The 23,073-nt window shown below is 64.2% G+C and carries 19 protein-coding genes; 1 reads left to right on the top strand and 18 read right to left on the bottom strand.

What is annotated here, in order from left to right; all coding sequences use genetic code 11:
• Positions 1–9: 9 nt before the first annotated feature.
• The 18 genes from KI609_RS03940 to KI609_RS03855 all read right to left on the bottom strand — a co-directional run bounded on the left by KI609_RS03940 (position 10) and on the right by KI609_RS03855 (position 21,913).
• Positions 10–816 carry a cell division protein FtsQ/DivIB gene (locus tag KI609_RS03940; RefSeq protein ID WP_226447320.1) on the bottom strand — a complete coding sequence of 269 codons (807 nt, stop codon included), beginning with the start codon at positions 814–816 and terminating at the stop codon, positions 10–12.
• The gene (locus tag KI609_RS03935; protein WP_226447318.1) at positions 813–1,832 is read right to left on the bottom strand and encodes a D-alanine--D-alanine ligase; all 1,020 of its coding nucleotides are present in this window, start codon (positions 1,830–1,832) and stop codon (positions 813–815) included. The genes KI609_RS03940 and KI609_RS03935 overlap by 4 nt, the downstream gene beginning before the upstream one ends.
• Positions 1,829–3,262: a UDP-N-acetylmuramate--L-alanine ligase gene (gene murC, locus KI609_RS03930; RefSeq protein WP_226447316.1), complete on the bottom strand. Its 1,434-nt coding sequence runs from the start codon at positions 3,260–3,262 to the stop codon at positions 1,829–1,831. Before murC ends, KI609_RS03935 begins: the two co-directional genes overlap by 4 nt.
• The gene (gene murG / locus KI609_RS03925) at positions 3,259–4,323 is read right to left on the bottom strand and encodes an undecaprenyldiphospho-muramoylpentapeptide beta-N-acetylglucosaminyltransferase (protein WP_226447314.1); all 1,065 of its coding nucleotides are present in this window, start codon (positions 4,321–4,323) and stop codon (positions 3,259–3,261) included. Before murG ends, murC begins: the two co-directional genes overlap by 4 nt.
• A 79-nt stretch (positions 4,324–4,402) precedes the next feature.
• Positions 4,403–5,680 (bottom strand): putative lipid II flippase FtsW, encoded by a 1,278-nt coding sequence (ftsW, locus tag KI609_RS03920; protein ID WP_226447312.1) that lies wholly within the window; start codon positions 5,678–5,680, stop codon positions 4,403–4,405.
• Complete coding sequence (locus KI609_RS03915) at positions 5,677–7,815, bottom strand: Mur ligase family protein (protein WP_226447310.1); 2,139 nt, start codon at positions 7,813–7,815, stop codon at positions 5,677–5,679. The genes ftsW and KI609_RS03915 overlap by 4 nt, the downstream gene beginning before the upstream one ends.
• Positions 7,812–8,990 (bottom strand): phospho-N-acetylmuramoyl-pentapeptide-transferase, encoded by a 1,179-nt coding sequence (gene mraY, locus KI609_RS03910; RefSeq protein WP_226447308.1) that lies wholly within the window; start codon positions 8,988–8,990, stop codon positions 7,812–7,814. The genes KI609_RS03915 and mraY overlap by 4 nt, the downstream gene beginning before the upstream one ends.
• 54 nt (positions 8,991–9,044) lie before the next feature.
• Positions 9,045–10,562: a UDP-N-acetylmuramoyl-tripeptide--D-alanyl-D-alanine ligase gene (locus tag KI609_RS03905; protein WP_413463368.1), complete on the bottom strand. Its 1,518-nt coding sequence runs from the start codon at positions 10,560–10,562 to the stop codon at positions 9,045–9,047.
• Positions 10,553–12,055, bottom strand: a complete 1,503-nt coding sequence (locus KI609_RS03900) for a UDP-N-acetylmuramoyl-L-alanyl-D-glutamate--2,6-diaminopimelate ligase (RefSeq protein ID WP_226447306.1) — start codon at positions 12,053–12,055, stop codon at positions 10,553–10,555. The genes KI609_RS03905 and KI609_RS03900 overlap by 10 nt, the downstream gene beginning before the upstream one ends.
• Positions 12,055–13,800: a peptidoglycan D,D-transpeptidase FtsI family protein gene (locus KI609_RS03895; protein WP_226447304.1), complete on the bottom strand. Its 1,746-nt coding sequence runs from the start codon at positions 13,798–13,800 to the stop codon at positions 12,055–12,057. Before KI609_RS03895 ends, KI609_RS03900 begins: the two co-directional genes overlap by 1 nt.
• Positions 13,797–14,132 carry a cell division protein FtsL gene (gene ftsL / locus KI609_RS03890; RefSeq protein WP_226447302.1) on the bottom strand — a complete coding sequence of 112 codons (336 nt, stop codon included), beginning with the start codon at positions 14,130–14,132 and terminating at the stop codon, positions 13,797–13,799. The genes KI609_RS03895 and ftsL overlap by 4 nt, the downstream gene beginning before the upstream one ends.
• 129 nt (positions 14,133–14,261) lie before the next feature.
• Positions 14,262–15,191 (bottom strand): 16S rRNA (cytosine(1402)-N(4))-methyltransferase RsmH, encoded by a 930-nt coding sequence (gene rsmH, locus KI609_RS03885; protein WP_226447300.1) that lies wholly within the window; start codon positions 15,189–15,191, stop codon positions 14,262–14,264.
• A gap of 8 nt (positions 15,192–15,199) precedes the next feature.
• A complete protein-coding gene (gene mraZ, locus KI609_RS03880) occupies positions 15,200–15,628 on the bottom strand; it encodes a division/cell wall cluster transcriptional repressor MraZ (RefSeq protein ID WP_057271900.1) in 429 nt (142 codons plus the stop codon).
• A 252-nt stretch (positions 15,629–15,880) separates the two neighbouring features.
• Positions 15,881–17,206 carry an ATP-dependent protease ATPase subunit HslU gene (hslU, locus tag KI609_RS03875; RefSeq protein WP_226447298.1) on the bottom strand — a complete coding sequence of 442 codons (1,326 nt, stop codon included), beginning with the start codon at positions 17,204–17,206 and terminating at the stop codon, positions 15,881–15,883.
• A gap of 169 nt (positions 17,207–17,375) precedes the next feature.
• Positions 17,376–17,939, bottom strand: a complete 564-nt coding sequence (hslV, locus tag KI609_RS03870) for an ATP-dependent protease subunit HslV (RefSeq protein ID WP_226447296.1) — start codon at positions 17,937–17,939, stop codon at positions 17,376–17,378.
• 127 nt (positions 17,940–18,066) lie between these two features.
• Positions 18,067–19,812: an STAS domain-containing protein gene (locus KI609_RS03865; protein ID WP_226447294.1), complete on the bottom strand. Its 1,746-nt coding sequence runs from the start codon at positions 19,810–19,812 to the stop codon at positions 18,067–18,069.
• Between the two features lie 46 nt (positions 19,813–19,858).
• Entirely contained in the window at positions 19,859–20,662 is an 804-nt protein-coding gene (gene dksA / locus KI609_RS03860) for an RNA polymerase-binding protein DksA (RefSeq protein ID WP_226447292.1), read from the bottom strand.
• A 180-nt stretch (positions 20,663–20,842) separates the two neighbouring features.
• Positions 20,843–21,913 carry a CobW family GTP-binding protein gene (locus tag KI609_RS03855; RefSeq protein ID WP_226447290.1) on the bottom strand — a complete coding sequence of 357 codons (1,071 nt, stop codon included), beginning with the start codon at positions 21,911–21,913 and terminating at the stop codon, positions 20,843–20,845.
• A gap of 189 nt (positions 21,914–22,102) precedes the next feature.
• Between KI609_RS03855 and KI609_RS03850 the strand changes: the two genes are divergently transcribed.
• Complete coding sequence (locus tag KI609_RS03850) at positions 22,103–23,026, top strand: helix-turn-helix domain-containing protein (RefSeq protein WP_226447288.1); 924 nt, start codon at positions 22,103–22,105, stop codon at positions 23,024–23,026.
• The last annotated feature ends 47 nt before the right edge of the window (positions 23,027–23,073 follow it).

The following is a 23,073-nucleotide window of genomic DNA, read 5'->3' as shown; positions in this document are numbered from 1 at the left end:
CACGTCCCATCACCTCCTGCGCACGGCTGTGGCTGGGCGCGTCACATTGGCACTCACGGTGGTCACCCCGCGCAGCTGCAGCGCGTACCCTCCGGCATGCCGCAGGTCTGCGGACTCCAGCGCATCGACACGCCGCCCGTATTGCGCAGCGACCTGCGTCAGGGTGCGCACAAACCGCCTTGTGCGCTGCACCAGTTCCTGCTCATCACCGCCACCAAGTTCCACGACTGCTTCGCTATCGAGCGTGGCGCGCCAGCCGCCCCGCCCCGTCAACTCAAGCTCTGACACTTCCAACCCGAGGGGCGTGAACAGGGGCGCCAGCACGCCATATATCTGCAGCACCTCGGCAGAGCTTCCGACCGGCCCCGACAGGCGCGGCAACCCTTCCTGCTCCACGTCGTCCACGTTGGCCTCGAACACCTCGCCGTGGCTGTTGACCAGCGCCGAACCTGCCTCGGGGCCCCAATAGGCGACGGCATCCTGCTCCTGCAGCTGTACACGCAGGCCGCCGGGATACTCGCGCCGCACCTGCGCGCGGCGCACCCAGGGCACCTGCTCGAAGGCCTCGCGCGCAGCCCGCAAGTCCACCGTAAAGAAATTACCGGCAAGATGAGGCCCCACGTTGGCCCGCAGCGTCACCGCGTTGTTGTGCACCAGATCGCCGTCCACCACGATGCGGGCAATCGCAAAACCCGGGTAGCGAAACACCCACCAGGCGCCCGCTGCCAGCACCAGCGCGGCACAGCCCACGAACAGGACCGACGCGGTCAGGTTCATGAGCTTGACGTCCAGTGGCGCTGGCAGGGTGTTGTTCATTCGCGCGCGCCTCCCGCCGGTGCGGCAGCAGCAGAAACAACAACGGCAGCGGTGTCGAGCGCAGCGGCAGCCAACAGGCCCACACACAGGTCCTCGTAGCTGATGCCAGCCGCCCGTGCAGACATGGGCACCAGCGAATGCCCGGTCATGCCGGGGGATGTATTCATCTCCAGCAAAAACGGCTTGCGGTCGCTCGCCCGGATCATCAGGTCGGCCCGGCCCCAACCCCGGCAGCCCAGCGTGCGGTAGGACTCCAGCACGATGCGCTGGATCTCGCGCTCCTCGGCCTCGGGCAGGCCGCTCGGGCACTGGTACTTCACATCGTCGGTGAAATACTTGTTCTGGTAGTCGTAGGCGCCATCGGGTGCTGCAATGCGAATCACCGGCAGCGCGCGCGCCGCAGCCCCCTGGCCCAGCACGGGGCAGGTCACTTCCTCGCCCTCGATGAATTCCTCGCACAGCACGTCGGGGTCATAGCAGGCAGACAAGGTCACTGCGTCCTGCATGTCCGAATAGCCACGCACCTTGGTCACGCCAATCGACGAGCCCTCGCGCGGCGGCTTGACGATCAGCGGCAAACCCAGCTCGTCGGGCACCAGGCGCACCACTTCGCGCTGCTGGCGATCGGGTGCCAGCCACACATAACGCGGCGTGGGCAGGCCCTCGGCGGTCCAGACGCGCTTGGTCATGACCTTGTCCATCGCAATGGCCGAGGCCATCACCCCCGAGCCGGTGTACGGGATACGCAGCAGCTCCAGCGCACCCTGCACCGTGCCATCTTCGCCGTGGCGGCCGTGCAGGGCAATGAAGCAGCGCGCGTAGCCATCCCGCTTCAAATCGCTCAGGTTGTTGTGCGCCGGATCGAATGCATGGGCGTCCACACCGCGCGAACGCAGGGCCTGCAGCACCCCCTTGCCCGACATCAGCGACACCTCGCGCTCGGCCGATTCGCCGCCCATGAGCACCGCCACCTTGCCCAGGGTTTTCACGTCAACATTTGGATCAAAAAGGCTCATTGCGCAATCCCCTCCAGCGCTGCCAGCTCACTATTTTGTAGCATCTCAACCACCTTGCCGGGCACGGCGCCAATGGAGCCTGCGCCCATGCACATCACCACATCGCCCGCGCGGGCGTTGTCGGCAATGGCCTGCGGCATGTCGGCCACGTTATCGACGAACACCGGCTCCACCCGGCCCGCCACCCGCAGCGCGCGCGCCAGCGAGCGGCCATCGGCCGCCACCACGGGGGCCTCGCCCGCGGCATACACCTCGGTCAACAGCACCGCGTCGGCGTTGCCGATGACCTTGACGAAATCCTCAAAACAGTCGCGCGTGCGGCTGTACCGGTGGGGCTGAAACGCCAGCACCAGACGGCGCCCAGGGAACGCGCCGCGCGCCGCCGCTAGCGTGGCGGCCATCTCCACAGGGTGGTGGCCGTAGTCGTCGATCACGGTGAAGACGCCACCATCTTTGGCGGGCAGGTCGCCGTAGCGCTGAAAACGCCGTCCCACGCCCTTGAAGCCGGAGAGCGCACGCTGCACGGCTTCGTCCGGGATGTTCAGCTCCACCGCCACGGCAATGGCCGACAGCGCGTTGAGCACGTTGTGCTCGCCCGCGAGGTTGAGCACAACGTCCATGTCGGGCAGCGTGACGCCATTGCGCCGCTGCACGGTAAAGCACATTTGCCCGGCTTCGGCCCGCACGTTGATGGCGCGCACCTGGGCGTCTTCCGAGAAGCCGTAGCTCGTGATGGGGCAGGTCACGCTTTGCAGAATGTCGCGCACGGCCGGGCTGTCCACGCACAGGATGGCCGTACCATAGAACGGCATGCGGTGCAGAAAGTCGACGAACGCGCCCTTGAGCCGGCCAAAGTCGTGGCCATAGGTCTCCATATGGTCGGCGTCGATGTTGGTCACCACGGCCATCACCGGCAGCAGGTTCAAGAACGACGCGTCGGACTCGTCGGCCTCGACCACGATGTAGTCGCCGCTGCCCAGCTTGGCGTTCGCGCCAGCGCTGTTCAGGCGCCCGCCAATGACGAAGGTAGGGTCCAGCCCCGCCTCGGCCAGCACGCTGGTCACCAGGCTGGTGGTCGTCGTTTTGCCATGGGTGCCGGCAATGGCGATGCCTTGCTTGAGGCGCATCAGCTCAGCGAGCATGAGCGCACGCGGCACGACCGGGATTTTCTTGTCACGCGCAGCCAGCACCTCAGGGTTGTCGGCCATCACGGCGGTGGAGGTGACCACCGCATCTGCACCATGGATGTGGGCCGCCGCGTGACCCAGACAGGTCTTGATGCCCAGGCCCTGCAGGCGGCGCAGCGTGGCGCTGTCCGCCAGGTCTGAGCCCGAGATGCTGTAACCCAGGTTGAACAGCACTTCGGCGATACCGCTCATGCCGGCACCGCCCAGGCCTACGAAGTGGATGTGGCGAATCGCGTGTTTCATGCTGCAAGCTCCTCGCAGGCTGTGACCACTTCGCGGGTGGCGTTGATTTTTTGCATATTTTTGGCCTTGAGCGCTGTATCCACAAGCGCAGGCCGCTCCATATTTGATAGCATTTTTGCCAACCCTTCGGGCGACAGATCGCGTTGCTGCACCAGCCAACCGCCGCCCGCGTCCACGAGGAACTGCGCATTGGTCGTCTGGTGGTCATCCACCGCTGACGGGAACGGCACAAACACGGCGGCCGCACCCACGGCGGCGATTTCGGTCACTGTGCTCGCGCCAGCGCGGCAGACGATGACATCCGCCGCCGCAAACGCACTGGCTGTGTCGTCAATAAAAGGCGTCAGCTCGGCCTCCACGCCCGCGGCCGCATAGTGGGCGCGCAGCGCGTCAATCTGAGTGGCACCACTTTGGTGAATCACCTGGGGGCGCGTTGCAGCGGGCATCAGCGCCACGGCCTGGGGCACGATCTCATTGAGTGCGCGCGCCCCCAGACTTCCCCCCACCACCAGCAGACGCAGAGGGCCGGTGCGTCCGGCAAAACGCTCGACCGGGCCGGGCTGCTGCGTGAAGGCCGTACGCAGCGGATTGCCCACCCACTGGCCCTTTTTGAACACATGGGGGAAGGCGGTGAACACGCGATCGGCCACGCCAGCCAGCACCTTGTTGGCCATGCCGGCCACCGAGTTCTGCTCATGCAGCACCAGGGGCTTGCCAGCGAGCACGGCCATCATTCCGCCCGGAAACGTGATGTAGCCCCCCAGGCCCACCACCACGTCAGGCTTCACACGGCGCACGACCTGCAGCGCCTGCCAGAACGCGCGCAAAAGGCGCAGCGGCAGCAACGCCAGGGTGGTAATGCCCTTGCCGCGCACGCCCGAGAAGTCGATCAGCTCCAGCGCAAAGCCGTGTGGAGGCACGATGCGCGACTCCATGCTGCCCGGAGCGCCCAGCCAGTGCACACGCCAGCCGCGCGCGCGCAGTTCTTCAGCGACAGCGAGCCCCGGAAAGATGTGGCCGCCCGTGCCACCAGCCATGATGAGTGCGACTTTCTGGCTCATACGCGGCCTCCGCGCATAAGTGCTGCGCATTCAGCATCGCTGGCGCGCTGCTGCAGTCTGTTTTGGTGAAACAAACTGCTCATACGCGGCCTCCGCGCATGAGCAGTTTGTTTTCATAATCCACACGCAGCACGATGGCCAGGGTCACCAGGTTCACGAGGATCGCCGAGCCGCCGAAGCTCATCAGGGGCAGCGTGAGCCCCTTGGTGGGCAGTGCGCCCAGGTTCACGCCCATGTTGATGAACGCCTGGAAACCGATCCAGATCGCCACGCCCTGGGCCACAAGCCCCGAGAACACGCGGTCCAGCGCGATGGCCTGGCGGCCGATGTGCATGATGCGGCGCGTCATCCACAGGAACAGCACGATGAGCACCAGCACACCCACCAAACCAAACTCCTCGCCAATGACGGCCATCAGGAAGTCGGTGTGCGCCTCGGGCAGCCAATGCAGCTTTTCGACGCTGCCGCCCAGGCCCACGCCAAAAATCTCGCCACGACCGATGGCGATCAGCGAGTGCGAGAGCTGGTACCCCTTGCCCAGCGCGTGTTGTTCACTGAACGGGTCCAGATAGGCAAACACCCGCTCGCGCCGCCAGGGCGAGCTGGCGATCATCAAGGCGAAGGCGCCCACCAGCACCCCGGCAATCAAGAAGAACATGCGGGCGTTGACGCCACCCAGAAACAAGATGCCCATGGCGATCACGGCCACCACCATGAAGGCGCCCATGTCCGGCTCGGCCAGCAACAGCACACCCACGATGGCCACCGCCGCGCCCATGGGCAGCACGGCACGGAAGAATCGCTCCTTGACCTCCATCTTGCGCACCATGTAGTCGGCGGCATAGATGAGCACGGCCAACTTGGCCACCTCGGACGGCTGGAACCCCACGGGCCCGATGGCCAGCCAGCGGCGCGCACCATTGACTACCTTGCCCACGCCGGGCACCAGCACCGCCACGAGCATGAGCAACGCAACCACGAACAGCCAGGGCGCCACGCGCTCCCACAGCACCATGGGTACCTGAAAAACGAGCAATGCCGCCACAAAACCCACCACCAGATACAAGGCGTGGCGGGTCAGAAAATGGGTCGATGCGTAGTTGGCAAAACGGGGGTTGTCAGGCATGGCGATCGATGCGGAATACACCATCACCAGCCCCCAGGCCAACAACGCCACCACCACCCACAGCAGCGCCTGGTCGAACCCCAGCACGCTGGCCGGGGTGCTCGACGAGCGGCGGTATTCCATGCCCCCCACCCGCACGGGCAACACGTCGGCCGCCTTGCCGGGCAGGCCACCAAACCAGCTCGACACCCGCTGAAAGCGCTGCCCCAGGTGGTTGACCCATGCCGTCATGCCAAGCCCTCCGCCGACTGGCCGGCGTCGTCCGCCAGGGCCCGCACGGTGTCGCAAAACACCTGTGCACGGTGCTCATACCCCGTAAACATGTCAAAGCTGGCACAGGCAGGCGACATCAATACGGCGTCGCCCACATGGGCCCGCTGCGCAGCCAGGCCCACCGCCTCGGGCAGGGTCTCTGCGTTGAGCAGCGCCACACCCGTCTCTTGCAACGCCGCGCGGATCAGCGGCGCGTCGCGGCCAATCAGCACCACAGCGCGCGCATGGCGTGCGACCGGTGCGGCCAGCGGCGCAAAGTCCTGCCCTTTGCCGTCCCCCCCCAGAATGACCACCAGGCGGCGCTCGGCACCCAGCCCGGTGAGGGCCGCCACCGTGGCGCCCACGTTTGTGCCTTTGCTGTCGTCAAAAAATTCCACACCGTTGACCACGGCCACGGGTTCGACGCGGTGCGGCTCACCCCGGTATTCGCGCAGGCCGTACAGCATCGACGCCAGTGGGCAGCCCGCAGCGGACGCCAGCGCCAGGGCCGCCAGTGCGTTCACCGCGTTGTGGCGACCGCGGATGCGCAGTGCATCGGCCGGCATGAGGCGCTGAATGTGCAGGTCTTCCTCGGCCTCGTTGCGGCCGCGCTTGCGCGTTTCGTCCGCATCCATCGCGCGCACCAGCCAGGGCATGCCGCTCACGACCTCAATACCAAAATCGCCCGGGCGCCGGGGCATGTCACCGCCAAAGGTGAGATGCGTGCGCACCTGCGGTTTCTGCAGCTTGACCTTGACGGGCGGCGGCACTGGCTGGGGAGCCCCCACGCTTGCCACTGCGTGTGCTGCGCTGCCCCCCAAGGGGGCTGCTGCCGCCTTCGGGCGGCCGGGCGGCGGCAGCATGCCCATCACGGCAGCGTCTTCACGGTTCAGGATCATGAGGCCCGTTTGGCCGAAGATCCGGGCCTTGGCGGCGGCGTAGGCGTCGATGTCGCCATGCCAGTCCAGGTGGTCCTGGGTGATGTTGAGCACCGTCGCTGCGGTGGGCTCAAAACCTGTGACGCCATCGAGTTGAAAACTCGACAGCTCCAGCACCCACACATCGGGCAGCGTGTCCGCATCCAAGTGGCTGGCCAGCGTGTCGAGCAACGTGGGGCCGATATTGCCCGCCACGGCCACGCGGCGACCCGCACGCTCCACCAATTGACCGGTGAGTGAGGTGACAGTGGTTTTGCCATTGGTGCCGGTGATGGCCAGCACCGCCGGCGCATAGCCATGCGATGCATGCAATGCGGCCAGCGCCGCAGAATACAAGCTTAATTCGCCTCCAACGCTTATTCCACCATCGCTGGCAGCTACAAATACAGGAGCAACCGTAGCGGGACTCAACCCGGGCGATCGATAGACCGCGTCAAGATTCTGCCCCTGTACCAAGGTGGCATCGAAAGCGCCCGGCACGAATCGGACGTCGGGCATCTCTTGCTGCAGCACCGCCAGTTGGGGCGGGGCCACGCGGGTGTCTGCCACGGTGACCTGTGCACCACAGCGCGCGCACCAGCGCGCCATGGCCAGGCCCGAAGCGCCCAAACCCAAAATAAGAATGTGACGGCCTTGTAGCAACGCACGCAGGCTGTCGCCAGGCCGAACTGCAGGCGCTGCGGATTCGGTGACCGCAGCGTCGGGCGTGGCAGCAACGTCGTCTTCGGTCAACGCCAGCGCTGCGGGAGCCGCGTCGGGGGTTGCTACGTCAGCAAAAATCTGCGCCACAAAGTCGGCCGCAGCCTTGGCGGCCGAGACGGCGGGCACCGCTTCAGGGTCCCAGGCATGGCCCGCACCCGCAGCTTTGGATGCCGGCGCCTGGGTCAGATCCCCGTCGGCGGCGGGCTCTGGTGGTGGGCTGACGGTGGACTCATCTGGCCCGGCCAGCAGTCCGTCATCGCCCGCAAGCGTTGCCGCAGCCACGTCAGCGGTATGAGCGACCACACCATCCCCGCCCTCGGCGGCGGGGTTCTTCTGCGCCTGCGGAACACGGCCTCCATCCGCCTCTGGCGAACCCTCCGGTGCCCCAGGCGCGGCCGCGCCGATCCCTGCCTCGGCGGGCATGGTGTCGGGCGCACCGGGGTGAGCGGGGTGGAGGGGGTCGTTCGGGTTCATCGCAATTTCAGGGTGGTCAGGCCCACCAGACACAACAACATGGTGATGATCCAAAAGCGCACCACCACCTGCGTTTCTTTCCAGCCACTCTTTTCAAAGTGGTGGTGCAGTGGCGCCATCTTCAGCAGGCGGCGGCCTTCGCCGTACCGTTTTTTGGTGTACTTGAACCAGACGACCTGCAGCATCACCGACAGCGCCTCGACCACGAAAATGCCGCCCATGATGGCCAACACGATCTCCTGGCGCACGATGACGGCGATCGTGCCCAGCGCTGCGCCCAGCGCCAAGGCGCCCACGTCGCCCATGAACACCTGCGCCGGATGGGCGTTGAACCACAGGAACGCCAACCCCGCGCCCGCCATGGCCGCGCAAAAGATCAGCAACTCGCCCGAGCCCGGAATGTGCGGGAAGAACAGGTATTTGGAATACACCGAGCTGCCCGTGACATAAGCGAACACGCCCAGCGCCGAGCCAACCATCACCACCGGCATGATGGCCAGGCCGTCAAGGCCGTCGGTCAGGTTGACCGCGTTGCTCGACCCCACGATCACCAGGTAGGTGAGGATCACGAAACCCAAGACACCGAGCGGATAGCTGATTTCCTTGAAAAACGGCAGTTGCAAACCCGCCTTGGTAGGCAGGTCCATCGAGAAGCCCGACTGCACCCAGCCCACAAACAGTTCCCACACCTTGCCGTTCGAGCTTTCGGAGATGCTGAACACCAGGTACAGCGCCGCCATCAGTCCAATCACCGACTGCCAGAAATACTTCTCACGCGAACGCATGCCCTCGGGGTCCTTGTTGACCACCTTGCGCCAGTCGTCCACCCAGCCAATGGCGCCAAACGCCAGCGTCACGACCAACACGATCCAGACGAAACGGTTGGACAGGTCAAACCACAGCAGCGTCGAGATGGCAATCGACATGAGGATCAGCACGCCGCCCATGGTGGGCGTGCCACTTTTGGACAGGTGCGACTGCATCGCGTAGCCACGAATCGGCTGGCCGATCTTGAGAGAAGTGAGCAACCGGATCACCCTGGGCCCCGCCACCAACCCGATCAACAAGGCGGTCATGGCCGCCATCACCGCACGAAACGTGAGGTACTGGAACACGCGAAAAAAACCGAACTCGGGCGACAACCCCTGCAGCCATTGCGACAGCATCAGCAGCATGGCGCACCTCCGGCGTTGGGGTGTGAATGGGGTGCATTGAGCACCAACAGGGGTTCAGTGGGTTGCGCCATGGGGGCCCTCCGGTGCCTGGATCAAGCCGGGCTGCTTGGGTTGTTGTTCTTGTTTTTGTTCATGCGCCGAGGGTTGCGCGGTGGAGACGATGGCCTCCACCACCCGCTCCATGGCCATGAAGCGGGACCCTTTGACCAGCACGCTGCCGACCAGCGGCAGTGCTTCGCGCACGCCGTCCAGCAATGCGCTCAACTCCGTGAAATGCCGGGCATTGCCATGCGCCACCGCCGCATGCCTGGATTGCGCACCCAGTGCAAAAAGTTGGGGAATGCCTGCCGCCCGGGCGTGTGTACCGGCTTCCGCATGGAACTGTGGCCCTTGGTCGCCCACCTCGCCCATATCGCCAATCACCAGCAGTTGAGGCTGCGGGAGCTCGGCCAGCACGTTAATGGCTGCGCGCATGGAATCGGGGTTGGCGTTGTAGGTGTCGTCCACCACCGTGATGCTGCGGCCCGCGCATGGCACGCTGAATGCACGTGAACGCCCCTTGACCGGTGCGAAATCGCTCAGCCCCTGTGCAATGGCTGCGGGTGGCACCCCTGCGGCCAACGCACAGGCGGTAGCGGCCAGCGCATTGGTCACGTTGTGGCGCCCCGCGATGTGCAGCCGGGTAGACAACGCGCCCTGTGGCGTGGCCACCGTGACGGCCCAGGCGCCGTTGTGCCACGTGGCGTTGGTGCAGGTGACATCACCATCCGCACCAAACGTCATACACCGGCGCCCGTCGGCCAAGGTGTGCCACAGGCCGGTGTAGGCATCGCCTGCAGGGAACACGGCCACGCCGTCGGCGGGCAGGCTGGCAAAAACCGAGCCGTTTTCGCGGGCCACTGCTTCTACCGTGTGCATGAACTCCAGGTGCTCGCGCTGCGCGTTGTTAACCAGCGCCACCGTGGGCCGCGCCATGGCCACCAGCGTGGCGATTTCGCCAGGGTGGTTCATGCCCATTTCGATCACTGCAGCGGCGTGGCTGGCGCGCAGGCGCAGCAACATCAAGGGCACGCCGATGTCGTTATTGAAATTGCCTTGCGTGGCAAACGCCGCGTCGCCTTTCCAGGCGCGCAGAACGGACGCGATCATCTGCGTCACCGTGGTCTTGCCGTTGCTGCCGGTCACACCGATCAGCGGCACATCCCACTGCGCGCGCCAGCCTGCCGCCAGCACGCCCAGTGCCGCGAGGCTGCTGGGCACTTCGATACCGGCGAGGCCCGCAGCGTCGAGCCCACCGTGAGCGATGGCGGCCACAGCGCCAGCGGCGCGGGCTTGGGGCAAAAAGGCATTCGCATCAAAACGCTCACCCTTGAGCGCCACGAACAGGTCGCCGCCCAACAGGCTGCGCGTATCGGTGTGCACACGCACGAACGGCGTGGCACCATCTCCCACCAGACGGGCCGACGGAATAGCAGGCTGCAACAGCGCATACGCCTGCTGCAAGGTCATCATGGCCGGGCCGGGCAAACCGGATTGGCCGGGCGTGATTTTGTCCATCGGTGTCATGCCCATGTGCGGGCTCCTCGGGCCTGCAGCGCACTTTGTGCGTGGGCCATGTCGGAAAACGGCAAGCGCACGCCTGCTGCCTCCTGGGTGTCTTCGTGGCCTTTGCCGGCAATCAGCACCACATCGGCCGCCTGTGCCTGCCCAATGGCGTGGGCAATCGCCGCAGCGCGGTCGGGCTCGGCGACCACCGTATCCCCGGCAATCGTGCCTTGCAAGATCTGGTGAATGATCACGGCGGGGGCTTCGCTGCGGGGGTTGTCGCTGGTGACCAGCACGTGATCGGCCTGTTGCTGTGCCACCGCGCCCATCAGAGGGCGCTTGCTCGCGTCTCGGTCGCCACCGCAGCCAAAAACACACCACAATGCGCCGCCACGCTCGGCCGCCAGCGGACGCAATGCACGCAGTGCCTTGTCCAGGGCGTCCGGGGTGTGCGCATAGTCCACGGCCACCAGCGGTTGACCCGCAGCCACCAAGCGCTGCATGCGCCCGGGCACAGGTTGCAGGCGGCTGCAGACATCCACGGCATCGGCCAGGGCAACCCCCAGGGTGCGCAGCGTGGCCAGTACACCCAGCAAGTTCAGGACGTTGTACTGGCCGATCACACGGGTTTGCACTGGGTGGCAGTCGGTGCCTTCCACGACGGTGAACCGCAGCCCCTGCTCACCGAGCGCGATGTCGCGGGCGCACAAGCGCGCATCGCGGTCCATCGCGATGCTCCACAGGTCGAGCGCAGAACCGGTCAGCTCCGCGTGCAGCTGCATACCCACGGGGTCGTCGATATTCACCACCGCCGCCTGGAGTCCGCTCCAGTCGAACAGTGCGCGCTTGGCCAGCCAGTAGTCGGCCATGCTGCCGTGGTAGTCGAGGTGGTCTTGGGTGAAATTGGTGAACACCGCCACCCGCATGTGCGTGCCGTCCAGCCGCCGCTCTGCCAGGCCGATGGACGACGCCTCGATGGCGCAGGCGCCCAAGCCCTGATCGGCAAACTCCGCGAACGCGCGTTGCAAGCGCACCGGGTCGGGAGTGGTCATGCCGGTGGAGGTGAGTGCGGGGGCAAGCCCCATGCCCAGCGTGCCGACAATGGCGCAGCGCTTGCCTCCCGCCGCACCCGAATCGGCCAGCAGATTGAGCGCGTCCGCCAGCCACCAGGTGGTACTGGTCTTGCCGTTGGTGCCCGTGACGGCCAGCACATCCATGCGGTCGGAGGCGTGGGCAAACCACTGCGCGGCAATCAGCCCCGTGGCCGCCTTGAGGCCCTGCAGCGACGCGATGTGCTCGCCGTCGAGCGCAAATGCCTCCACGCCCGCGTGCTCTACCAGGCAGGCGGCGGCGCCGCGCACCAGCGCATCGGCCACGTGGGCGCGCCCGTCGGTGGCCGCGCCGGGCCACGCAATGAAGCCATCGCCTGGGGCTACGAGGCGGCTGTCTGTCTGCAGCGTGCCGGTGACACGGCTACGCAGCCATTGAACCGCATCCTGGGGGGAATGGATCAACCGCATCACAGTGGCTCCTCCACCGTGTTGGCCACGATCTGGGGTTTGACGGCCATGTCGGGCTGCACGCCCATCATGCGCAACGTCTGCTGCACGACCTCACTGAACACAGGCGCCGCCACTGCGCCGCCGTAATACACGCCGTTGCTGGGCTCATCCACCATCACGGCCACAATGATGCGCGGCTTGTCGATAGGTGCCATGCCGGTGAACCAGGCGCGGTATTTGCCCGATGCATAGTTTTTGCCCACCTGTTTGCGCGCCGTGCCTGATTTGCCGCCCACCGAGTAGCCCACGGTCTGGGCTTGCTGGCCCGTACCACCAGGGCCGGCGGCCATCTGCAGCATCTTGCGCACCTGGTCGGACGTGCGCTCAGAGAACACAGGCACGCCGACAGCGGCATGATCGGACTTGAGCATGGTGGCGGGGATCACGCGCCCGCCATTGGCAAACACGGTGTAGGAGCGCGCCATCTGAAACAGGCTGGCCGACAGGCCGTAGCCATACGACATGGTGGCCTGCTCGATCGGGCGCCAGCTTTTATAGGGGCGCAACCGGCCCGTGACCACGCCTGGGAAATGCAGCTGCGGCTTCTGGCCAAATCCGGCGGCCGAGAAGGTCTCCCACATTTCGCGCGCGGGCATCTGCATGGCGATCTTGGTGGTGCCAACGTTGCTCGACTTCTGGATCACACCTTCGACCGTCAATACCCCATGGTTGCTGGTGTCGGAAATGGTGGAGCCGGTGATGGTGACCCGCCCGGGGTTGGTATCCACGATGGTGTCGGGGCGCACACGGCCCGTCTCTAACGCCAGCCCGATGGTGAAGGGCTTCATGGTGGAGCCTGGCTCAAACACGTCGGTCAGCGCGCGGTTACGCAGTTGCTCACCGGTCAGGTTCTGGCGCTTGTCGGGCACATAACTCGGGTAGTTGGCCAGCGCCAGCACCTCGCCCGTGTGCGCATCAAGCACCACCACGCTGCCTGCCTTGGCCTTGTTCGCCAACACCTGGTCGCGCAGCTTCTGGTAAGCAAAAAACTGCACCTTGCTGTCAACGGACAGCTGCAGGTCGCTGCCGTCCTTCGGGGGCACTGTCTCGCCCACACTTTCCACCACGCGCCCAAGGCGGTCCTTGATCACGCGACGCGACCCGGGCCTGCCCGCCAGGTCTTTGTCGAAGGACAGCTCGATACCTTCCTGCCCATGGTCTTCCACGTTGGTGAAGCCGACCACATGTGCTGCGGCTTCACCTTCTGGGTATTGGCGCCGGTATTCCTTGCGCTGGTAGATGCCCTTGATATCCAGTGCGGCAATCTGCTGGCCCACGTCCCAGTCAAGCTGGCGCTTGATCCAGACAAAGGTCTTGTCCTCATCGGCCAGCTTCTTTTGCAGCTCGGCTTGGGACATATCGAGCAATTTGGCCAATTGCTTGAGCTTGGCACGAATTTCGGGCTTGTCCTGATCCACATCCTCAGGGATCGCCCAAATGCTGGCCGCGGGCACACTGGAGGCAAGGATCAATCCGTTGCGATCCAGAATCCGACCACGGTTGGCTGGCAGCTCCAGGGTGCGGGCAAACCGCACTTCGCCCTGGCGCTGAAAAAATGCGTTGTCAAACACCTGCACATAGGCCGCACGCGCACCCAGCCCCAAAAACCCCAGTGCAATCGCGGCCACGATGAATTTGCTGCGCCAGACGGGCGTCTTGCTGGCCAGCAGCGGGCTGGACGTGTAAAGAACGCTGCGGCTCATGGCTGCACGCCCCCTGACTGCGAAGGTGCCGCTGCAGATGCAGATGCAGGTGCGGCTGGCGCCACGCCCTGGGGATCGGACACATACTGCGTGATGGCCGGCGTGGCCGTGCGCATGTTCAGTTGGGCCCGTGCAATTTTTTCGACGCGCAGCGGCGTCGCCTGTGCACGTTTTTCGACCTGCAGGCGCTGATGCTCGGTCTCCAGCCGTCGCGCCTCGGCAGTGGCCCGGTCCAGCTCGGTGAACAGGCGACGCGACTCATACTGGGTGTGCACCAGGTAGATCGCGCTGGCCATCACAGCCAACAGCAGGACGACGTTGAGCCTTGTCATATCAGTTGCCTGCACCGCCGCATGAAACCGGCCTGGCCCAAGCCAGACACGCCGAGCCGGGCCCGCCCCAAAGCGAGAGCGCGGCTCCCGTGAAAGGGGAAGGCGTGAAGCGGCACAGGGAGTTCTTCATCATTCCACCTCGGTGCGCTGGGCCACCCGCATGATCGCGCTGCGCGAACGGGGGTTGGCGGCCACTTCTGCGGCACTGGGCTTGATGCGGTCCATCGCCATCAGCTTCATCGGCTGCGGCGCCGCAAAGGGTGCACGCCGGTCGTACACCTCTTTGGAGTGTTTGGCGATGAACTGCTTGACGATGCGGTCTTCCAGCGAGTGAAAGCTGATCACCACCAGCCGCCCGCCCGGCTGCAGCACCGACAGGCTGGCCTCTAGCGCTTGTTGCAATTCTTCAAGCTCGGCGTTGATGAAAATCCGAAGAGCCTGAAATGTGCGCGTTGCAGGGTTCTGGCCCGCCTCGCGGGTTTTGACCGCGCCAGCCACGAGATCGGCCAACTCTGCAGTGGTTGCAAGGGGGCCCCGCTCCTCGCGCCGAGCAACAATCGCCTTTGCAATGGGGCCAGCAAACCGTTCTTCACCGTAGTCACGTATCACCTCCGCAATCTGACCGACTTCGGCCGTGGCCAACCAATCGGCCACGCTTTCGCCGCGCGTGGGGTCCATGCGCATATCCAGCGGGCCGTCAAAACGAAAACTGAAACCCCGCGTGGGGCTGTCGATCTGGGGTGAACTCACGCCCAGGTCCATCAACACACCTGCAGCACTGCCCGCAGGCAGGTCTGCAAGATGGCGAAAACCTTCATGCCGAATGGAAAAACGCGCATCGGTGATGCGCGTTGCTTCGGCAATGGCTTCGGGGTCCTTGTCAAAGGCCACAAGACGCCCTTGTGGCCCTAGCCGCAGCAGGATGAGGCGCGAATGCCCCCCACGCCCAAAGGTTGCATCCACCCAGGTGCCCGCAGGATCGGGGCCGGCGGCCGCCAGAAGGGCATCCACGGCTTCGTTCAGCAGGACGGTGGTGTGTTGCAAAGGAGAAGGGGTCACGGCGGGCCTTAAAAGGAGAAGTCCTTGAAGACATCCGGCATATCGCCCTGCATGGCCTTGGCTTCCTGCTCGTCGTAGGTCGCCTTGTCCCAGAGTTCGAAATGATTACCCATGCCCAAAAGCATGGTGTCTTTGGAAATACCGGCTGCCTCGCGCAGTTCGGGCGAAACCAGCACGCGGCCTGTGGCATCCATATCCACGTCCATGGCATTACCAAGAAAGATGCGTTTCCACCACTGCGCAGACATGGGCAGTTGCGCAATACGCTCGCGGAACTTCTCCCATTCAGGGCGGGGAAAAACCATCAGGCAGCCGTGCGGGTGCTTGGTGATGGTGAGTTGACCCGAAGCGGTGGCCGCCAACACGTCACGATGCCGGGTCGGCACAGAAAGCCGACCCTTCGCATCGAGACTTAGCGATGAGGCACCTTGAAACACGGACGATTCCCAACTCTGTTCTGAAACCTTCAGGGCCCAATAATGGACCCGAAGGGCACTTTTCACCACTTAATTGCACTTTTTTGCACTGTATCAGGAAAAGGCTACCGAACAAGAGGGCGTCCACCAAAGTTTTTCAATGAAATCAACAACTTAGGCGTGTTTTTGCAGGCACCAAAACACCAAAAGTCGTTCAAAAATAAGAACTTACGGACGCCTATGAAAGTGACCTCTCAAGGCGCCGCGACCTCGTCACAGGATGTAGCGGGAAAGGTCTTCGTCCTGGCTCAGCGTCTGCAGACGACCGTCCACATACGGGCCGTCGACCGTGATGGTCTGGCCCGACAGTCGCGTGGCATCGAAACTGACCTCATCCAGCAGCCGCTCCATCACGGTAGACAGACGGCGGGCACCAATATTTTCAGTGCGTTCGTTCACATCGAAAGCAATCTGCGCCAAGCGCGTGATGCCTTCGCTAGAAAAATCGAGCGTCACGCCTTCTGTGGCCAGCAACGCCTGGTATTGCTTGACCAGCGACGCGTGGGTTTGCGTGAGGATGGCCTCGAAATCCTGCACCGACAGGGATTCGAGTTCCACGCGGATCGGGAAACGCCCCTGCAACTCAGGAATGAGATCACTGGGCTTGGACAAATGAAAGGCGCCCGAGGCAATGAACAGGATGTGATCCGTCTTGATCATTCCGTATTTACTGGACACCGTGGTGCCCTCCACCAGCGGCAGCAGATCGCGCTGCACGCCCTGGCGCGATACGTCCGAGCCACTTGTTTCCTGGCGCGTGGCCACCTTGTCGATCTCGTCGATGAACACGATGCCGTTTTGCTCGGCGTTGGCAATCGCACGCGCCCTGATCTCTTCCTCGTTCACGAGTTTGGCGGCTTCTTCGTCGGCAATGAGCCGCAGAGCCTCGGGGATCTTGAGTTTGCGGGTCTTGCGTTTTTCGGCCCCCATGTGGCTGAACATGCCGCGCAATTGCTCGGTCATCTCCTCCATGCCCTGGGGGCCCATGATCTCCAGCGCGGGGCGGTTTTCAGCCACGTCGATCTCAATGTCCTTGTCGCTGAGCGAGCCTTCGCGCAGCTTCTTGCGGAACACCTGCCGCGCCGTGTTGTCCGTCACCGGCTCGGTGCCTGCACCCGCGCGTGCTGGGGGGATCAACACGTCCAGGACGCGCTCCTCCGCTGCGTCCTCGGCCAGGGTGCGCACTTTTTTCATCTCGGATGCGCGCGTCTGCTTGACGGCCATCTCGGCAAGGTCACGGATGATGGAGTCCACATCCTTGCCCACATAACCCACCTCGGTGAACTTGGTGGCCTCCACCTTGATGAAGGGGGCATCGGCCAGTTTGGCCAGACGGCGGGCGATCTCGGTCTTGCCGACACCGGTGGGGCCGATCATGAGGATGTTCTTGGGTGTGATCTCGTGGCGCAGGCTGCCTTCGACCTGCTGGCGGCGCCAGCGGTTGCGCAGCGCAATGGCCACGGCGCGCTTGGCACTGGCCTGGCCAACGATGTGGTTGTCGAGTTCGGAGACGATCTCCTGGGGAGTCATGGACGACATGGTGTGTCTGCCTTCGGAATTCAATATAAAAGTGGCCACTAGCGCTTTATCCATACGCGCAAACAGCTATCAAAAAGTGAGCAATAGAACACAATCGCTGTCACTGCGACGGTTCGCGCCGTGGTGCCCCCAAGCGTTGCCAAAGCGCCCATCGGGGCGACCCATCGGCTCAGAGCGTCTCGATGGTGTGGTTCATGTTGGTGTAGATACACAACTCACCGGCAATCTCCAGGGACTTCTTGACGATGTCCTGTGCAGACAGATCGGTGTGGTTGAGCAGCGCCTTGGCGGCGGAGTGGGCATAGGCACCGCCTGAGCCAATGGCCACGATGCCCTGCTCGGGCTCCAGCACATCGCCACTGCCGGTGATGATGAGTGAAGCACTCAAATCGGCCACGGCCAGCATGGCTTCGAGCCGGCGCAGCACACGGTCGGTGCGCCAGTCCTTGGTGAGCTCAATGGCGGCGCGCGTAAGGTGGCCCTGGTGCTTTTCGAGCTTGGCTTCAAACCGCTCGAACAGGGTAAAAGCATCGGCCGTTGCGCCCGCAAAGCCGGCAAGCACCTTGCCGTGGTGGAGCTTTCGGACCTTGCGTGCCGTGCCCTTGACGATGATGTTGCCCAGAGTGACCTGCCCATCGCCACCAATAGCCACCTGAATGCCCTCAGGGGTCTGGCGGCGCACGCTCAGGATGGTGGTGCCATGAAACACCGGATTGTCTTTTGATGATTCCATAGCTGGGGCAGATGAGGGTTACACCCCCATTTTTCAAGCCTTTTTCAAGCCGCTCGCAGCACCAGGCCGGCGAATGCCCGTGGAGCACAAGCAATGGCTAAACGCCCCACCACACCCCATCCGCGCGTCAGTTCTTGCGTGGCACCACCCAGGCGTGCTCGTTGATGCCGATCACGTTGAAGAAAATGGCTACCAGGCGGTGCAGGTTGTGGAACTGAATCACGGTCCCCTGCCCTTGCTGTTCAGCCGCCCAGTTGAGCACCGAGCCAGCGGCGGCAAAGTCCACGCGAATGAGCTTGTCGCAGGCAATGGCGAGCGGAACGCCCGGGCGCACAAGCGCCACAAACGGCGCCAGCAATGGCGTGGCATCACCGTCGATATGGCCGCTGAGCTGTGCGGCAGGGCTGGCATCCTGCGGCGCCGACATGGACTGATCACCCAGATCGGACGCCATAAAATCACTCTCTACAGCCAACGGCGCTGAACCCGACGACACGCCTTCGTTGTCGGAATACCCGCAGCGCGGCGACACCCAGGACGGTGGGGACACCTCGTAGGTCACGCAATAGTCCAGCGCGACCAGTTCAAACTCGTCGGGTTTGCCCATGAGCCGCATCGCGGCCATGCGCAGGCGCCACCACTCAGGGCTGCTGGACCGGTCGCCAGACTGCGTCTTGGTCTCCAACAGGGCGTTGAGTTTTTCCACGCCCGAAAACACAAACTGTCCATCGCGATCTGCCCACTGGGTCACTTGATCGGCCAGCAACGGCACGGCAGCTTCGTCAATGGACACCAGGCGCGACCAAGACAACGTCCACGGAGCGGCGGAGCGGGCCAAAGAAGCCTGCAAGGCCGCCACCGACGAAACCGCCAGCGTCGCGGGGGCGTTCCAGCTGAAATCGCGGCGCATGGGCGCCACGGGCTCCGCTGAGGCGGCACCTGCCGCCACAGGTTTGGCCATGCCCAACTGTTCAGGCATGGAGAACCACGTCGGCGCAGAGCGGCTGAAACGGGCCGCAAAATCAATGGCCAATGTATCGAAGCGGTCATGCTGGCCGATGGCACGGTACAGGTCAAACAGCGTCATCCAGATTTCGAGCTGCTGCTCGGGCTCATCTTGCTGGTGCTGTGCCAGCACTTCGAGCAGGCCAGACTCGGCACCCGCATGGTCGCCATTGGCAAACCGTATGGCAGCTTCTTCTAGGTCGGGTTCGTGCACGAATTCCTCCGGTTCGAATACGGGCGCGGGTGCAGCCATGGGGATTTCGGGGCTGAATGACGCTTCGCCCACCTGGTGACCCGCACGCATGGTGGCATCCGTGCCGCCAAACTTGCCGATGGCCATGCTGTCATCGGCAAACAGGGGCTTAACGGGCGCCTTGTTTTCCAGGGGGGTGGACAGGCTGCCGGGAGCCGTGGGCGCATAGGCCCGCGCGTGGGCAGAGTCAGACGTCTCGGTGCTGGATTCTGGCATCACACCCGGCTGGGTGGGGGCGTCAGCGCCCTGCTTGCTCTTCCACCATTGCTGAGACATCTGCGCCTCGATCTCGTCGATCTTCTTGAGCGTGACGGCCCGCTCGTCGGGCGATGCCATGCTGCTTTGAAAGAACGAAGGCCGGCCTGCGGCATCTTCCACGCGATGGCCCTGCAGCACCTCGCGCTGGCGCAGCTTGCGCAGCTGGTCGAACTCGCGGCGCCGCACAAAATCGTTGCGGCGCTTGCGCTCGATCATCTCCTTGAGCATCTGCTTGCTGTACTGGCTCTCCCGGTCGTCCTGGATGGAGTCCAGTTCGGTCCAGTTGACCGTGGGATTGCGCACAAACCGCACCACCTTTGACAGCAGTCCGCCAGGTGGGGTTTCTTCCTTGCTCATGGCTCGGGGTGCGGGGTGCGCATGGTGATCATCGGGCAGGTGTCGCTTAGTCCCCAAACATCTTCTGTTTGAGTTCGCGGCGCTGTTGAGCTTCCAGTGACAAGGTGGCCGTGGGGCGGGCGATCAGTCGACCCACGCCGATGTTCTCCCCGGTCTCGTCACAAAAGCCATAGTCGCCGGCGTCAATACGGCCAATGGATTGCTCGATCTTCTTGAGCAACTTGCGCTCGCGGTCACGGGTGCGCAACTCCAGAGCGTGTTCTTCTTCAATCGTCGCACGATCGGCAGGGTCAGGCACCACCACGGTGTCTTCCCGCAGGTGCTCGGTGGTCTCACCCGCACTGTTGTGGATTTCCTGCTTGAGGTGCACCAGCTTCAGGCGGAAAAACGCCATCTGCTTTTCATTCATGTACTCGCTGTCGGGCATGGCCAAAACTTCGGCGTCCGTCAGTTCTTCGGCAGACTTGGTTTTCCAGTTGTTCGCCAGCTTGGGGTCTTTTTTGGCAGCCGTGAAGGTGGGGTGCACTTGCGCGGTCGTGGGCATTGTGTGTAAGTAACTGGCCTTGGCAGCGGTCGAAGCCACTGCCTGTGCCATGGATGGTACGGTCAATTGGGCCAGTCGTGAAGACGGCCGGGTGGTGCGCACCGGCACCAATGAGCCGGCCTGCAACACCTGGGCCACTTCGGGCGCCGCAGCGGCTGCGGCGGGGCTGGCGGTTGTTTTGGGCACCGCTGCAGCCTTGGCAGTGGCCTTTGCAGCAGCTTTGGGTGCCGCTGGGGCGGCGGCGCTTTTCGCCGCGGTAGGGGTTGCCTTGATGGCACCCTTGGATTTGCTGGTGTCGGCTTTCACTTCCTGGTCTCCTCGCAATACGGGCAGGCCCCAGCTGTTTTCACAGCCAAGGGCGGGTGGCAAGCCTTCCGGGGTTTTACCGGGGCGCGATTGTATCGACCTCGGCGGGTGCAAACGAAAACGTTGCAGATACAACACAAACCCCTCGACGCGCCGCAGCCGGCAATACGCCAGCGAATGTCACACCAGGCTTTGCTCAAGGCCTTGCAGGAAGATATCCTTGGGTAGGTCGATACCGATAAAAACCATCTTGCTGGTGCGCGCTTCCCCTTCGGCCCACTGAGGGCCCAGGTCGCTGCCCATGAGCTGGTGCACGCCCTGGAAGATCACCTTGCGCTCGGTGCCTTTCATGTTCAGCACGCCCTTGTAGCGCAGCATGCGGGGGCCGTAGATGTTGACGATGGCACCCAGAAAATCCTCCAGCTTGGCAGGGTCAAAGGGGCGGTCCGAGCGGTAGACAAAGCTCTTCACGTCGTCGTCATGGTGATGGTGGTGCCCATGGCCATCGCCGTGCTTGTGGGACGGGTGGTCGCAATGCTCGCCGTCCGCATGATCGTGGTGGTCATGCTCATGACCGTGGTCGTGCTCGTCCTCTTCCTTGAGGAAGTCCGGGTCGATGTCCAGCTTGGCATTGAGGTTGAAGCCCCGCAGGTCCAGCACTTCCTTGAGGGGCACCTCGCCAAAATGCACCGCCTTGATGGGCGCGCGCGGATTCATGTGCTTCAGGCGATGGATCAGCGCGTCGGTCTCGTCCTTGGACACCAGGTCGGTCTTGGACAGGAAGATTTGGTCCGCAAACCCCACCTGGCGACGCGCCTCCTGGCGGTCGTTGAGCTGCTGCGGCGCATGCTTGGCATCGACCAGCGTGATGATGGAGTCGATCAGATACGTTTCGGCGATTTCCTCATCCATGAAGAAGGTCTGCGCCACCGGGCCTGGGTCGGCCACGCCGGTGGTCTCGATCACGATGCGCTCGAAATCAAGCAGGCCCTTGCGCTTTTTGGCCGCCAGAAGTTGCAGCGTCTCGCGCAGGTCTTCGCGAATGGTGCAGCAGATGCAGCCATTGCTCATCTGCACGATCTGCTCCTTGGACTCGGTCACGAGGATGTCGTTGTCGATGTTCTCTTCGCCAAACTCGTTCTCGATCACGGCGATCTTCTGGCCATGGGCTTCGCTCAGCAGGCGCTTGAGCAAAGTGGTTTTGCCTGCGCCCAGAAAGCCGGTGAGGATGGTGACGGGGATGAGGGACATGGAAGAAGGCCTTGTGGATTGCAAAGGGCGCCGCAGGCCAGACAGCCCGGGCCGGAGCCGCAAAGGTGGGGAGTTTAGCGGCTGAATCAAGCCCCGCCTGCGCACGGGCGCCCTGGGAAACACGGGGGAGCCGTGTGCCGGAACACTCTACGATAGGCCCCTTGAGGCGTCTTTTGGCCCTCCTCCACCATGACGCTGCCCATCCCCGCCCGCCACACGCCACCGTCCATCGAAGGTTTCGACCTGGCGCACTGGCAGGCGCTGGCCGACAAGCGCCTGGACCACCCCTGGCAGGCGCTGCCGGACCACGTTCACCGCTCCAGCGCCGGGCGCCCATGGCAGGGGCTGGCGGTGTGGCACCAGGTGGGCCCCGTGGGCGACCTGTACGTGCCCGCCCACAGCAACTGCGTGATTCTGGTGCGCCGGGGCAACCCCACGCAGCTGCTGCAACGCCACGGAGACCTGGTGGGCGAGAGGCTCTGGCAGCGTGGCGAAGCGGTGATCCTGCCCGGCGACACCCCGAGCTTCTGGCGCAGCTCGGCCGTGCGCGACAACATCCACATCGACCTGGCCCCCGCCTGGCTGCAGCGTGCCGCAGGCGAGGACGTGGCGCTGGGCCAGTGTTTTGGCCGCAAGGACCCGGTGCTCGCAGCCTTTGCCGACCTGCTGCTCGCGTCGCTGGACAACAACGCCTCGCTGCAACCCGCATTTGGCGAACACATCGCGATGGGCATTGCCATCCACCTCGTCGAAAACTACGCACTGCGCAGCGAGCGCCCGCGCACCGGCGCCACACTCACCTCGCGCCAGATGCGCCAGCTGACCGAGGCCGTGATGGCCGGCCTGCACGAACCCTGGCCGGTGGCCCGCCTGGCCGACATCGCTGGGCTCAGCCCCTTTCACTTTGCGCGCGCTTTCAAGGTGTCGTTTGGCGCCACGCCCCATGCCTGGGTGCACTTTCAGCGCATGGAGCTGGCCGCACGGCTGGTGCGCGATTCGCGCAAGCCCCTGCTGGAAATCGCCTTGCTCACCGGTCATCCCTCGGCGGCCCACTTCAGCCACGCCTTTCGCCGCCACTGGGGCGTTACGCCTTCGGACTACCGTCGCTCGTAGCGCACCCCGTCGCCCTGAACTGGCATCACCCCGCCGCGCGACGCCCA

It is taken from the genome of Acidovorax radicis, assembly GCF_020510705.1.
Classification (GTDB): domain Bacteria; phylum Pseudomonadota; class Gammaproteobacteria; order Burkholderiales; family Burkholderiaceae_C; genus Acidovorax; species Acidovorax radicis_A.
Note: the sequence above shows the minus strand (reverse complement) of the source record. Positions and strands in the feature narration are given on the sequence as shown.